Source organism: uncultured Tessaracoccus sp. (assembly GCF_947255005.1).
Classification (GTDB): Bacteria; Actinomycetota; Actinomycetes; order Propionibacteriales; family Propionibacteriaceae; genus Arachnia.
Genome location: NZ_CAMYFI010000064.1, coordinates 1 through 12,894 on the forward strand (window position 1 = coordinate 1; position 12,894 = coordinate 12,894).

The 12,894-nt window shown below is 64.9% G+C and carries 15 protein-coding genes and 2 pseudogenes; 6 read left to right on the forward strand and 11 right to left on the reverse strand.

Annotated elements, in window-relative coordinates:
• Positions 1 to 16: 16 nt before the first annotated feature.
• From Q0X61_RS10915 to Q0X61_RS10955, 9 genes and pseudogenes are all read right to left on the reverse strand, one after another.
• Complete coding sequence (locus Q0X61_RS10915) at positions 17 to 883, reverse strand: hypothetical protein (protein ID WP_297742587.1); 867 nt, start codon at positions 881 to 883, stop codon at positions 17 to 19.
• Position 884: 1 nt separating this feature from the next.
• Positions 885 to 1,421 carry a hypothetical protein gene (locus Q0X61_RS10920; protein ID WP_297742589.1) on the reverse strand — a complete coding sequence of 179 codons (537 nt, stop codon included), beginning with the start codon at positions 1,419 to 1,421 and terminating at the stop codon, positions 885 to 887.
• Positions 1,422 to 1,780: 359 nt separating this feature from the next.
• Positions 1,781 to 2,335 (reverse strand): hypothetical protein, encoded by a 555-nt coding sequence (locus Q0X61_RS10925; RefSeq protein WP_297742591.1) that lies wholly within the window; start codon positions 2,333 to 2,335, stop codon positions 1,781 to 1,783.
• Entirely contained in the window at positions 2,332 to 2,826 is a 495-nt protein-coding gene (locus Q0X61_RS10930; RefSeq protein WP_297742593.1) for a DUF4919 domain-containing protein, read from the reverse strand. Before Q0X61_RS10930 ends, Q0X61_RS10925 begins: the two co-directional genes overlap by 4 nt.
• Positions 2,827 to 2,828: 2 nt before the next feature.
• Positions 2,829 to 3,125 (reverse strand): hypothetical protein, encoded by a 297-nt coding sequence (locus Q0X61_RS10935; protein WP_297742595.1) that lies wholly within the window; start codon positions 3,123 to 3,125, stop codon positions 2,829 to 2,831.
• Positions 3,126 to 3,138: 13 nt separating this feature from the next.
• The gene (locus Q0X61_RS10940) at positions 3,139 to 4,161 is read right to left on the reverse strand and encodes a hypothetical protein (protein WP_297742596.1); all 1,023 of its coding nucleotides are present in this window, start codon (positions 4,159 to 4,161) and stop codon (positions 3,139 to 3,141) included.
• Positions 4,162 to 4,184: 23 nt separating this feature from the next.
• On the reverse strand, positions 4,185 to 5,225 hold the full coding sequence (locus Q0X61_RS10945) for a hypothetical protein (RefSeq protein ID WP_297742598.1): 1,041 nt from the start codon (positions 5,223 to 5,225) through the stop codon (positions 4,185 to 4,187).
• Positions 5,226 to 5,490: 265 nt separating this feature from the next.
• Complete coding sequence (locus tag Q0X61_RS10950) at positions 5,491 to 5,781, reverse strand: enoyl-CoA hydratase-related protein (protein ID WP_297742610.1); 291 nt, start codon at positions 5,779 to 5,781, stop codon at positions 5,491 to 5,493.
• Between the two features lie 79 nt (positions 5,782 to 5,860).
• Positions 5,861 to 6,274: pseudogene (locus tag Q0X61_RS10955) on the reverse strand (enoyl-CoA hydratase-related protein); the annotation flags it as partial.
• A 74-nt stretch (positions 6,275 to 6,348) separates the two neighbouring features.
• On the opposite strand from Q0X61_RS10955, the gene Q0X61_RS10960 reads away from it, so the two are divergent.
• Together Q0X61_RS10960 and Q0X61_RS10965 are read left to right on the forward strand one after the other, a co-directional pair.
• Positions 6,349 to 6,582 carry a 1-acyl-sn-glycerol-3-phosphate acyltransferase gene (locus Q0X61_RS10960; RefSeq protein ID WP_297742600.1) on the forward strand — a complete coding sequence of 78 codons (234 nt, stop codon included), beginning with the start codon at positions 6,349 to 6,351 and terminating at the stop codon, positions 6,580 to 6,582.
• Positions 6,583 to 6,585: 3 nt separating this feature from the next.
• Entirely contained in the window at positions 6,586 to 6,876 is a 291-nt protein-coding gene (locus tag Q0X61_RS10965; RefSeq protein WP_297742602.1) for a hypothetical protein, read from the forward strand.
• Here the strand turns inward: Q0X61_RS10965 and tsaA are convergent.
• Positions 6,860 to 7,513, reverse strand: coding sequence for a tRNA (N6-threonylcarbamoyladenosine(37)-N6)-methyltransferase TrmO (gene tsaA / locus Q0X61_RS10970; RefSeq protein WP_297742603.1), 654 nt, complete (start codon positions 7,511 to 7,513; stop codon positions 6,860 to 6,862). The two genes, Q0X61_RS10965 and tsaA, sit on opposite strands and share 17 nt — an antisense overlap.
• Positions 7,514 to 7,560: 47 nt before the next feature.
• On the opposite strand from tsaA, the gene Q0X61_RS10975 reads away from it, so the two are divergent.
• Positions 7,561 to 8,673 carry a D-alanine--D-alanine ligase family protein gene (locus tag Q0X61_RS10975; RefSeq protein WP_297742604.1) on the forward strand — a complete coding sequence of 371 codons (1,113 nt, stop codon included), beginning with the start codon at positions 7,561 to 7,563 and terminating at the stop codon, positions 8,671 to 8,673.
• Complete coding sequence (locus Q0X61_RS10980) at positions 8,670 to 9,590, forward strand: thiamine-phosphate kinase (RefSeq protein WP_297742605.1); 921 nt, start codon at positions 8,670 to 8,672, stop codon at positions 9,588 to 9,590. Before Q0X61_RS10975 ends, Q0X61_RS10980 begins: the two co-directional genes overlap by 4 nt.
• Here the strand turns inward: Q0X61_RS10980 and Q0X61_RS10985 are convergent.
• A complete protein-coding gene (locus Q0X61_RS10985) occupies positions 9,578 to 9,817 on the reverse strand; it encodes a hypothetical protein (RefSeq protein ID WP_297742606.1) in 240 nt (79 codons plus the stop codon). The two genes, Q0X61_RS10980 and Q0X61_RS10985, sit on opposite strands and share 13 nt — an antisense overlap.
• Between Q0X61_RS10985 and Q0X61_RS10990 the strand changes: the two genes are divergently transcribed.
• Both Q0X61_RS10990 and Q0X61_RS10995 read left to right on the forward strand, forming a co-directional pair.
• A complete protein-coding gene (locus tag Q0X61_RS10990; RefSeq protein WP_297742608.1) occupies positions 9,810 to 12,257 on the forward strand; it encodes a DNA translocase FtsK in 2,448 nt (815 codons plus the stop codon). The two genes, Q0X61_RS10985 and Q0X61_RS10990, sit on opposite strands and share 8 nt — an antisense overlap.
• Positions 12,258 to 12,269: 12 nt before the next feature.
• Positions 12,270 to 12,894: pseudogene (locus Q0X61_RS10995) on the forward strand (MiaB/RimO family radical SAM methylthiotransferase); the annotation flags it as partial.

The window sequence follows — 12,894 nt, forward strand, 5'->3', positions numbered from 1 at the left end:
CCTGAGTTTCACAACTTTAGTGCCCCAGTGTTGTGAGGAGTTCAGCGACGTTGTTGGGGATTGTGGGTTCGGCTTCGAGGTGTTGGTCGCCGATGCGGATGGTGACGTGTCGTAGGGGTTGGAGGGTTTGGATGATCTTCTTCAGACTGGTGCCGGAGCGTTCTTGGAGTTCGCGGGCGATCGCGAGGGCTGCGAACACGATGGTGAAGTGGGCCTCGATCGCGTCACGGGTGTGGTGGAAGATCGGCCGTGCTGTGAGGTCGGTGTTGGACATCCGAAATGATTGTTCGACGTGCCAAAGGTTGTCGTAGTTACTGCTGATCTCTGTTGCTGGCATCACGTCGGCGGTGATGTTGGTGACGTAGTCTTTCAACCCGACCAAACCCCGGGCTCGTTCCAGTGAGGCGGTATCGAGGGTGGCGTGTTGACCGCTGGTGGTCACGAAGCGGGCTTTCTTTGCTGGTTTGCGGCCCTTGATGATGTCGATCGCGCGGTGTTCTTGTGCAGTCAGTGTTTGCCCATCACGGACCGCGCGCTTCCTCGAGTACTGCCAGATCATGAGGCGCCTTCGTGTTCCGGGAGCCGACGATGAATCGCAGCCCGGCGGCATCGATGGCATCCAGGTTGCTGGCAGACAGCCTCCCGGCATCAGCCACGACGACCATGTCCGCGACTTGGTGACAGTTCTGGAACGCCCCAAGAACAGAGGGTTGATGGTGTGGGTCTCTGGTTTGTTGCCCTCGAACCAGGCAATCTTTAACGGATGTCCAAACCGATCGACGAGCATCCCGGCCACGATCTGCGGATCAACCCGGCGTTCCTTCGAGTAGCCAACTTTGCGCAGCTCGTCTTCCTTCTCTGCCTCGAGATACAGCGTGGTCACGTCATACAACAACACCGAAACGTTCCGGCCAGGCTGATTCCACACGTGTGTGAAACTCGCTGCTGCGAGCTGCTCGCAGGTAATCCTTGGTGGCGCTGCGTCGCAGCGCGTTGTAGTAGGTGTTGTGATGACTTGGCGTGATGCCGAGTTCTTCGATCACGCGCAGGCTGTCCAGCTTCGAGGTCGGCTCCACCAGCCGAGCCAGCACGAGTTGGAAGAACGCCTCATCCTTGATCCGGTCGAAACCGAGACGCTGCCAGGTAGCACGGATCACCCCCACCAACAACCGGGAAGCCTGACCCTCCACAACCACACCACCACCGCGGGGCCGACCGACAGGCTGCTCCTCGTCGAAACCCAGCACCGGCTGATTCACCGCAAGTTTCTCCCGCCCGACCTGCAACAACGCAGCCAGCTCCGCATCCGTATGCGCCGAACCAAGGTGCTCCACAATCATGCGCCGCCCATGCCGCTTCTCCACGATCTCAACCGCCGTCGCCCCAGAGGCAGTCTTCACCTTCCGCAAAAACGGACTCACACCACGATTCTAACCATGTCATTAGTGCCCCAACCCACCCCACCAAAACGCTCCGACAAGCACCAACAGCCACCTGAAAGCCTTCAACCGCCCCAAGTTGTGAAACTCAGGCCAGACGGCTTCCATGAAGTGATTCTAGCTCAACGAGAGTAATCATGATCGGTTGGTGCTCTCACGGTTATAGTCCGGAGCGATGGCAAGCACCTTGGTGAGCCAGCGTCGATACGGGCATCGTGTCCTGCGCCACTGCCAAGGCAGGGGACGCAGCTCGCCACTGCTTGGTAGCAGAAGCGCTCAGCGACAAGGGACACGGGAGAGCGTGCCGATCTGCATCGACGGCTCCGGCTGCTGGCGCCTGTTCAGACGTAGCCCTGGTCCATGCGGCGCAGCCTCGTGGCCGTCTTGTCCCAGTCGATGATGGTTTCGCGGTCTGCGCGAGGGGCGCGCCGCTGCAGCGCCGTGGTGACGTCTCGACGGAGCCGCTCCAGCGCCTGGTTCACCGCCGCGAGGATGGCCCGGCCTGCCTCAATGGGGGAATCGAAGAGGGAGGCTGGCGCCTCGAGGAGGACCACTTCTGTGAACGTGAGCGAGACGTGCACGAGCCCGGACGGGTCTCGTCCGTCGGCGCGACGTGCATTCCTGGCCGGCGCGTGCTCTTCACGGGCGCGCTGGAGTTCGGCCTCGGCCCGGCGCAGCACCTCTTCACGAGTGGGGTCTGCATTCGGCGACGGCTCGCGCGATTGTGCCCGCACATCGCGGGCGTGGCGCGAAAGCGCCTCGGTGAGCGCGGAGCGCGTGGCGACGAGCAGGCTTCGCGGGTCCTCTGAGCGGGGGAGGTGCAGCGTCTGCAGCACCCCGTCAGTGAGGACGACATGGATGGTGGGGTCCTGGCTGTCGTAGCTGGTGGTGGTCACGGCTGCAGCACCTCAAACCACAGCTCCCGGCCTGCCGATGTCCGATGCACGTCGAGAGTGCGAGCGCCGTCGACATCACGCCGCTGTGAGGCCACGGAGACCTGGTGATGGCGCAGCACCGCGTACTCGTCGAGGACTTCGAGCACCTGCCAGGGCCGTGTCTGCGAGCCGTCGCCCGAGTCCAGGATGAGTTCCAGGGAGGCATGGGCGAGGAAGCGCTCCTGCTCGGCCTGCGTGCGCTCGCCGATGGCGGTGAGCGCGTGGGCCAGAAGCTGATGCGCCTCAGGCGAGAGGAACGCGCCTGGCATGTGCGCGTCGAGCAGGCGGATGAGCTCGTCATGACGTTCCTGTGCCGCGAGCTCTGCGGCGGGCTCAAACCAGGGGGAGGCGACGTCGAAGGTGGCATCGCTCAAGATGGTGTGCCGCAGACGCGCCAAGGAGGACGCATCGCGGTGTTCGAGGTGGTCGAGCAGATGGGTGAGGACCTCCATGCTCAGTCCTCCCAGAACCGCTGGCTGGCGGCGTGCTCTTCCGCCGCCTTGTACTGGTTGCCCGTGGCCTCCATACCCGATGCGGCCGAGGTCATCGTCTCGTACGCGGCGGCGACGACGTGGTGCCAGGTGTCCTGGAACTTCTGGTCGCGGTCCGCCGCCGTGCTGTCGATGGGCGAGGAGCCACCCTTGGCATAGGCAGCGGTCTGGACCGCGTGGGCGGAGCGGTAGAACTCATCGGCCACCGTGCGCAGAAGTTCGCCCTGCTTGCGCCAGACGGAGGGGGTGAATTTGGTCATTGCAGGCTCCTGCTCACGGTGTGTCGAAGGTGAAGTTGCGGTCGCCGGTGCCGGGGTCCACCGAAGTCATGCCGCGCAGTGCGTCGAGGGCGATGACAGTGCCGTCAGCAGCGATCGCCGCATGGGGGTGCGTCGAGACGCCCCGGGCCACGCGCACCACTTCAGGGTCTGCACCGCGCGGCAGCACGGTCCAGTCGACGCCCTGGATGGCAGCCATCGTCCCTTTGGGGCCCACGGCCAGCACGGCCTTCGAGTGGGCCTCGAATGTCTCCGTGGAGCCGCTGGCCACGTCGTGACGGTACAGCGCCTCGCCCAGGCCCGCGAGCTGGCCGTCCGACGTGGGAAGCCAGCCGGCCCTCGACGCTGGCAGGGAATCCAGCCGCTCACGCAGCTCGAGCGTGGACGCATCGACGAGTAAGGCGGTGGTGGCCGTCGAGATGGATACCACCCCCGTCGCAGTGTCCACAGCAATGAACGTGGCGCCCGGTGAGGTAGGCACGTCGGCGCGAGCCAGCACCTTCCCCTCGAGATCCAGGCGCAGCAGGGTACCCTCCGTGCCGAGCGTCAGGAAGGATGCCTCGTCGAGGCCGCAGAGCTGGGCGAGCGCTGCGTCGGGCTTGATGGTGCCGCTCAGGCAGCCGTCCCGGTGGATGGCGAGCGACCCGTCACAGGTGGGTGTCACGACGGCGCCCCCCACGAGTGCGTAGGCGCGGCCGGAGGCCCGCCGTGGGGCGAGGGCGCGGCGGGCCGCACCGTCGGCGAGCGACCACTCGATGAGCAGGTTGCGATACCACGCCACGGCCACGTCGTCATGGGTGGAGATGGGGCCGAACCACTCGAGTTGCTGGACGTCGCCGTCGGCCCCGGTGTCGTCCTGTCCTGCACACGGATCGTTGGCGGCCCGGAGGTGTTGCGGGCTCAGCTCCACACAATCGGGGACGGGCGACGGGGGCGGCGGGCTGTGCGAGGGACCGGAGCCGCCCTTGCCGGTGCAGGCGAACAGCGCGGGTGTCGTCGCCGCTGCCAGGGTGGTCACGAAGGATCGACGGCGAAGGCGCATCAGATCACGCCATCGACGTAACGATCGTGGAATTCCTCCTCCGTGAGGTCGTTCACGAAGTCACGACCAGCCCGCCGGGCATCCACCTCGATGGGCCTCGGCGGATAGGGGTCGCCACCGTCGTATTCGCCTTTGCCCCGGACGTGGCCGCTGTTGAGCTCCCGCCACCGACGTGCCTCCTCACGGGTCATGCCGTTGCGTTCGTCCTGCCACGGCCAGCGGCGTTCCATGCCCTCATATTGGGCTCGGTGCTGCATCTCATGGACAACGGTGTTGATGATGTCCGGTTTATCCAGCTCGTCGGAGTTGATGGTGAGATTCGCGCCCAGCCCACCACCTATCCCGTGGTGGTAGCTGCCGTAGGTGACCCAGCCTTCCCGGTCGCTCTTAATGGGTTCGAAGTCGATCTTGATAGGGGGAAAGCCGTGCTCACGGGCATACTCGTCCGCGATTTCCTGCAGGATCTTCTCACGCTGGTCGTTGGTGAGCTCGTCGGATTCCCAGTAGCTCGCGATCCCGGCATCCAGCACGCCATTCTCGACCGCGTGGTCGACCTCCAAGGGGTGTGGCAGAGTCACTGCGTCGAAGGCCGCAGTGATGGCAGCCACTGCGGACTGCTCCAACTGGGAGAGGTCTGTCCGCGTCTGCTCAATCAGCGGGGTGATCCGGGCCGGGTCAGCCTGCCCTTGGATCAGTAGGGCCAGCTCCCGGCCACGGTCCTGGGCGATGGTGCGCATGGACTCCACCTTGGGCCCCACCGTGCGGACCACGCTGCGGTAGGCCTCGGTGGTGTCCGTCGAGGCCGGTGCTAACTCCCTCAGGTGGTTCACCAAGGCATCTCCTCCTGAGAGCATCCGCTCCCGGAAGGCGCGGGCAGCGGGGCCGTCGTTGTCGGTCATGACTGCGGAGACCACTGCAGCGGCATCGGTGTGGGTGCTCGCACAGGTGCTGGCAAGTGTGTCGAACGCAGTCGCGACCGAGTCGAAATGGCCGATGTCGATCCTCGGTCTGGCCACATCGGTGATGAGGAACATGTCCATCTTGGCTCCCTTCGCTGCCGTGAGTATATGCGCAGCGGGGGCCATGCAGCCTGCGTGGCCCCCGGCGAGGTCCACGGCCACTGGCCCGAGTCGCTGTGCTCACGGCAGCTGGGGAGGGTGGAAAAGACCCGCGAGCTGCGGGTTGGGTGGCGGTAAACTTCATAATCCGTACGCAGATTGACCGAAGTGCCTCATTTGGGGGTGTTTGCTTGATCTGCGTACGGATTATGAAGTCTCTCAGCGCACTCAGTGCCGCCTGGATCGCTCAGCCTTGGCGGTGTCGCCACACGGGCACCCTTTTCTCAAGGAATGCCCGCGTGCCTTCCGGGCTGTCGGGCTGCAGCGTGTTCTCGACGACAGCCAGGACTGCGTGGCGGTAGGCGGGCTCCTCATCGGTGATGTCGGCCATGTCGTAGAAGGCGCGCTTGCCGTCTGCGATGACCTGCCCGGAGAAGCTGGCGATCGCCTCGGCCAGGTCTCGCGTGGTGGCGCGGACCTCCTCGCTGGCCACCACATGTGACAGCAGACCCATCCGCAGCGCCTCGTGTGCGTCGATCTCCTCGCCGGTGAGGTAGAGCCTGAGGGAGGCCTTGTGTCCGTAGGCGCGGCATGGAGACTGCGGACAGCGTGGAAAACTGCCCGATCCGGGGGTCTGCGACGGAGAAGCGTGCGTCGTCGGCGGCCACGGCGAGGTTAGATCCGGCGATCACCTGACACCCGGCGGCGGCAGCGTCGGCATGCACCTGCGAGACGACAGGCTGCGGCATCCGGCGCATCGCCAACATCATCTCAGCGCTGGCGGTGAACAACTGCCGCACTCGGGCGGGGTCGTCGATGTGCATCTCGCGAAGGTTGTGGCCCGAGCAGAAGTAGGAGCCCTCGGAGGCGAGGATCACGGCGCGCACCTCAGTGCGCCGCGCGAGATCGTCGAAGAGCCTGTGCAGCGTGGTCATGATGGCGAAGGTGAGTGCACCGCGCTGGCGCGGGTTGTTGATGGTGACGGTGGCGACGGGGCCGGCGACGTCGAGCAGGACGAGTTCTTCGGTCATGCCGACAAGTCTGCCGGAGTCCGGTGGCGCCACCCGATCTTGCCCGGCAAGGTGCGACGCCTACGCGGTGCCGCATGCCCCAGCCCGAACGCGCCCCATCGTCCGTCTACCGTCCTATTGCCGCTTTGGCCCGGGGGATCCTCAGCACCATGACCATCCGCCGCTGGGAGCGTCTGGAGGCCCTGCCCGCCAGCGGTCCGCTCATCGTCATCTGCAACCACACCTCGAACTTCGACACCGTCATGTTGGGTGACGCGCTCGTCGCGGCGGGGCGCTTGCCGCGATTCCTGGGTAAATCAGAGATTTGAAAGGTGCCGGTGCTTCCGGTCGCCCAGGAGGGCTGCCAGGAGGTGCTCGGTGGGCGGTACCTGCAACTACGCAAGCTATTCTCGTTGCGCAGGCGGCCCATTTCGCTGGCAGTGGGGGAGCCCGTCGAGCTCACTGATCTGCTGTCCGACACGCCGAGCGACGACGACGTCCGCGAGGCCAACCGTCGTATCACCGAGGCGCTCACGGACGTGTACGCATCGGTGCGTGGAGAGCCCGCGCCTGAGTTGGTCTGGAACAGTTGGAAAGAGGGATATGTCAGCCGAGCTGAGTGATCGCATCGACGACGAGTGTCTCGCTCTCCACGTGAAACCGGACGTTGTGGCCCGCGAATGCAACACCGTAGCTGCGCCCGTCGCGCTGGTACGCCGGCCGGGGGTCTTCGCTCAACAACCCGATGAGCGCCTCGCGCTTCGCGTCGGGCACCTGGGCGAGGAGCTCGTCGGGAATCTGCACCTGCAGCCGATAGTCGGTATTTCTGGAGAGAAACCCGTAGCGGGCATCGGGTTGCGCGTCGGCGGGCACGTACGGCTTGATATCGAGGATGGGCGTTGCGTCGACGAGGTCCGTGCCCGCAACGACGAGTTCCGGGCCCGGATCGACGCGCACGAGGCGCACGCAGGACAGCCCGATGGGGTTCGGGCGAACGGGGGCGCGCGTTGCGAACACGCCCATGCGCTCGTTGCCGCCGAGCCTAGGTGGACGCACCGTCGGAGTCCATTCGGCAGGCGACTTCGAGAACAGCCACACCAGCCAGATGTGTGAGAACCCCTCCAGCCCGCGCACCGCGTCGGATGAACGGAATGCAGGCTCGAAGATGACGCGCCCTTCGAGTTCAGGCACCAAACCGGCCTGCCGAGGCACGCCGAACTTTTCGGGAAAATCGGTTCGGATCGTCGCGATGGGTTCCATGCAGCCCACTGTAGGATGGCGGGCGCAGTTGTTGAGGAGGCATCACCATGTCGGAACGCACCAAGGTGGCCCTGGTGTTCGGCGGCGTCTCGCCGGAACACTCCATCTCATGCCTAACCGCCGCGAGCGTGCTCGGTGCTATTGACCGAACGCGGTACGACGTCGTCGGTATTGGCATCGCGAAATCGGGGCGCTGGACGCAGGTGCCGCTCGACGTGCTGGCAGCCTACGCCATCGTCGACGGCGTAGCCCCCGAGGTGGCTGAGCCTGACGAAGACGCGGTATGGATGAGCACCACGAATGGCTGCCAGATCGCCACTCGTAGCGGCGAGCATCTGATCAATGTGAACGACGTCGACGTCGCCTTCGCGCTGTTGCACGGACCGTTTGGTGAGGATGGCACTATCCAGGGGCTCTTCGAGATGATGGGCATCCGCTACGTCGGTTGCGGTGTCACGTCGAGCGCGGTCGGCATGGATAAGCATTTCATGCGCCAGGCGTTTGAGGCGGCTGGGCTCGCCGTCGGGCCCTACGTCGTCGCCACTGACCGCCGCTGGCATCACCATCGCGAGGCCGTGCTCGCCGAATGCAATGCCCTCACATACCCGCTGTTTGTGAAGCCGTGTCGCGGTGGTTCGTCGTTGGGTATCAGTAAGGTCGACGACCCCGACGGGCTCGTGGAGGCAATCGAGCACGCTCGCGAGTTCGATCCCAAGGTCATCATCGAGGAGGGCGTGCATGGGCGCGAGATCGAGTGCGCGGTCCTCGCCAACCCAGACCTTCCCGACGGCTGCGAGGCATCCCCGCTGGGCGAGGTGCGTGTGCTTGACGAAAGCGGGTTCTATGACTACGAGACGAAGTACTTCGACGAGAAGGGCGCCGCGCTCGACATTCCCGCCAAGGTTGACGAGCCGCTCGTGAGTCGGATTCAGGAGCTCGCAAAGCAGGCCTTCAACGCACTGGACTGCGAAGGGTTGGCGCGAATCGACTTCTTCCTGACCGACAACGGCGAGGTGCTCATCAACGAGGCGAACACCATGCCGGGGTTCACAGAAATATCGATGTTCCCATCGCTGTGGCAGTCCACCGGCATGAGCTACGCGGAACTCGTCGGGCGCCTTATCGACATGGCAGCCCAGCGAAAGGTGGGGCTTCGATGACCGGCGAGTTCGAACTCATCGCGAAACTCACGCGCGATCTGCCCGCCAACAAGCACGTCGTACTCGGCCCCGGCGACGACGCGGCAGCCCTGCGCCTGGACGGAAACGCTGTCGTCAGCACGGACATTCTCGTCGAGAACGTGCACTTCAAGCGTGCCTGGAGCACCCCCGAACAAGTGGGTAAGAAGGCCGTCGCGGTCAATGTCTCGGACATCGAGGCCATGGGGGCGCTGCCGGTGGCGGTCGTCGTTGCGCTGGCGTTTCCGCAAGATCTGGACGCAGCGTGGCTCCAGGGGTTTACCGATGGCGTGCGGGCTGAGTGCGAGCTCGCTGGAGTGTCACTCGTCGGCGGCGACCTCTCCCGCTCCGACCTCATCGTCTGCTCCGTCACTGCCATTGGCGACCTCGGCCCGCGTGAACCCGTGACTCGCTCGCGCGCAAGGCCCGGGGACGTCGTCGCTGTGTTCGGTAAACTCGGCTGGGCAGCAGCCGGCCATGCGGCCCTGTCGCGCGGATTCCGCTCGCCCAAGGACGTGGTGCGCCTCGCGCTGCAACCCGAGGTGGCCTACGGGCAAGGCATCATTGCCTCCGCAGCCGGCGCGACCGCCATGATGGATGTCTCCGACGGGCTCATCCAAGACCTCGACCATATCGCTGCTAGCTCTGGCGTGGCCATCGACGTCGACACCCAGTCACTCGAGGTTACGGATCCCATGACTCGCGTGGGTGCAGCGACGGGTAAAGACCCACTGAGCTTCGTGCTCGGCGGGGGAGAGGACTACGCGCTCGTGGCAACCTTCCCCGATGCGAATGACGTGCCCGACGAGTGGCGGATCATCGGCAGAGTAGCATCCGGTGAGGGCGTCACCGTCGACGGGGTGGCATCTGAATTCAGCGGATGGAATCACTTCCCCTGACGCCAGGGTGCCATCAGTAGCCTCGCAATCGACGGGAAAAGGCCATCTCCTGGGCGTGGGAGCCTAGTCACCTTCGAACCTGCCTCTACAGTTGGGCGCATGGCGTCCCGCGTTTCTTCCTCGTCGCGGAGCGGCTCCAAGTCGAGATCCTCGAAGAACTCGACTCGTTCCTCGACGCGCACCAAGGCACCCACACCCAAGGCAAACCAGGGTCCGGGTGTGGGCACTGCCATACTCAAGGGCATCGGCAAAGCCTTCGGGGCGCTCGCGAGCGGCACCGGTTGGCTCGCCCGCTCCATCGGCGGTTCTGCGAAAGATATCGACCCGAAACTCCGTCGCGACGGCCTCGGGTTGTTCCTGTTTGCCCTTGCCATCGTCGCGATGGGGGGAGTGTGGTTCTCGCTGCCAGGAGTATCGCACTGGCTATCCATCGGGCTCACCACGGTGTTCGGTTCTCTCGCGATCGCAGTCCCGGCGGTGCTGTTGTATGCAGCATGGTGCGTCCTGCGCAACCCCCGCGATGTGGAGCGCGCGCCTCGGCTCAGCTTGGGGTGGATACTGCTCATCTTCGGCGTGCTCGGTCTGCTCAACATCTCCAAGGGGCTGCCGCGCCCCGACAACATGGAAGCGCTGCGCGAAGCCGGCGGGATCCTCGGCTTCCTCTCGTCGTCGCTACTCGTCGACCTCATGACCGCCTGGGTGGCGGTGCCGATCCTCATACTCGTCACCCTGTTCGCCGCGCTGATCATCATCGGGCGCCCCCTCGTCGAAATCATCGACGGTGTACGCGCCGTGTTCGCGACACTCGTCGAAGGCTCCGATGAGGAGATCGCCCACCGCCACGAACGCAAGGCCAAACGCGACGAACAGCGTCGCCAGCGAAGTGCGAACGACAAGCTGGAGTACGGTGTCGACAAACCCTACGACACGCCGCTGCTGGAAGACGAAGTGGACGACCCCGAGGTGTTCGACGAAGTCTACGATTTCGAGGCTGAGACGCAGCTCACTCCGCGGGTTGTCGACGAGCCTCCCGCCACACGCATCCAGCCCGCCTACACCGAAGAGGCACCCTCGAAGCCCGTCACGGCGGGCAAACGTCAACCCGACCCCATGGCTGGCGTACAAGTGGGGCAGATCGAATCCACGCCGGCGCCGAGTGCAGTCGAACCCCCGCGCGGCGAGCAACTGATGCTTTCGGGCGACGTGGTGTACCACTTGCCCGAGCAGTCGTTGCTCGCGCCCGGCTCAAAACCCAAGGCGCGCACCGAAGCCAGTGACAGGATTGTGCGCCAGCTCACCGACGTGCTCAACGAGTTCGAGGTGGACGCGACCGTCACCGGCTACACCCGTGGCCCGACGGTCACCCGCTACGAGATCGAGCTGGGCGCCGCGGTGAAGGTCTCCAAAATCACGGGTCTGCAAGACAATATTGCTTACGCCGTCGGCTCCAACGAGCTGCGCATCCTCACGCCCATTCCCGGGAAATCCGCCATCGGCATCGAGATTCCCAATGTCGACAAGGAAGTGGTCTCGCTCGGTGACGTGCTCCGCTCACCCAAGGCGCAAGGCGACCATCATCCGCTTACCGTCGGCCTAGGCAAGAACGTCGACGGCGGGTTCGTCGTCGCGAACATGGCGAAGATGCCGCACCTGCTCGTCGCGGGTGCCACCGGATCCGGTAAGTCGAGCTTCATCAACTCGCTCATCACGTCGATCATGATGCGTGCCACCCCCGACGAGGTGCGCTTGATCCTTGTCGATCCGAAGCGAGTAGAGCTCAACCAGTACGAGGGCATCCCACACCTCATCACGCCCATCATCACCAACCCGAAGAAGGCTTCGGAGGCGCTGGCCTGGGTGGTGCGCGAGATGGATATGCGCTACGACGACCTGGCGAACTTCGGATTCCGTCACGTTGACGACTTCAATAAGGCCGTGCGCGCCGGTCAGGTGAAGGCGCCCGAGGGCTCAGAGCGGAAGCTCGAACCGTACCCTTACCTGCTCGTCGTGGTCGACGAGCTCGCCGACCTCATGATGGTGGCCGCACGCGAAGTGGAGGACTCCGTCGTGCGCATCACGCAGCTCGCCCGTGCCGCAGGTATTCACCTGGTGCTCGCGACGCAGCGTCCCTCGACCGACGTCGTCACGGGCCTCATCAAGGCCAACGTGCCCTCTCGGCTCGCGTTCGCCACGTCCTCGATGACCGACTCGCGCGTCATCTTGGATCAGCCGGGCGCAGAAAAGCTCGTCGGCAAGGGCGACGGACTCTTCCTCCCGATGGGAGCAGGCAAGCCCATTCGTGTGCAGGGCGCATGGGTCAACGAGTCCGAGATCCGCGGGGTCGTCGCGCACATCAGTCAGCAATTGCAGCCCGAGTATCGCGAGGACGTTACCGCCGGCGCAGCCACCGAGAAGAAGGTGGTGGACGATATCGGCGACGACCTCGAGCTCGTGCTGGATGCCTGCCGACTCGTCGTCGAACTGCAGCTCGGTTCGACCTCGATGCTGCAGCGCAAACTGCGCGTCGGCTTCGCGAAGGCCGGGCGCCTCATGGACATTCTCGAGTCGCGTGGCGTCGTCGGACCATCGGAGGGCTCGAAGGCGCGCGAGGTGCTCGTCAAGCCGGAGGATCTCGACGAGGTGCTCACCAATCTTGCCGAGGGATAGACTGGGCCGGTCATGACCATGCACTCCGTTCACATCGCGTCCCTTGGCTGCGCGCGCAACGATGTCGACTCCGAGGAGCTTGCCGCGAGGCTCGAGGCGGACGGTTTCGAGCTCGTCGACGATCCCGCATCCGCCGAGACCGTGGTCGTTAATACGTGCGGCTTCGTCGAGCAAGCCAAGAAGGACTCGATCGACACGTTGCTTGCGGCATCCGACATGAAGCACGACGGCAACGTGAGATCCGTCGTGGCGGTGGGATGCATGGCCGAGCGCTATGGCGTCGAGTTGGCCAAGGAACTCCCTGAGGCCGACGCGGTACTGGGCTTCGACGCTTACGCCGATATCGCTGACCGCCTGCGCTCCATCCTCAACGGCGAACGTCCGGCCTCACATGTGCCCAGGGACCGCCGTAAACTGCTGCCACTGGCTCCGGCTGCCCGACCGGTCGCGTCCCGAGACCTCGCGGTGCCGGGCCACGCGTGGCTGACGCACCGTCGGCGACTCTCGGACGCGCCGTGGTCGAGCCTGAAGATTGCCTCGGGATGCGACCGTCGCTGCGCATTCTGCGCCATACCGAGCTTTCGCGGCTCGTACTTGTCGCGCCCCAGCGAGGAGATCGTCGTCGAGGCTCGGTGGC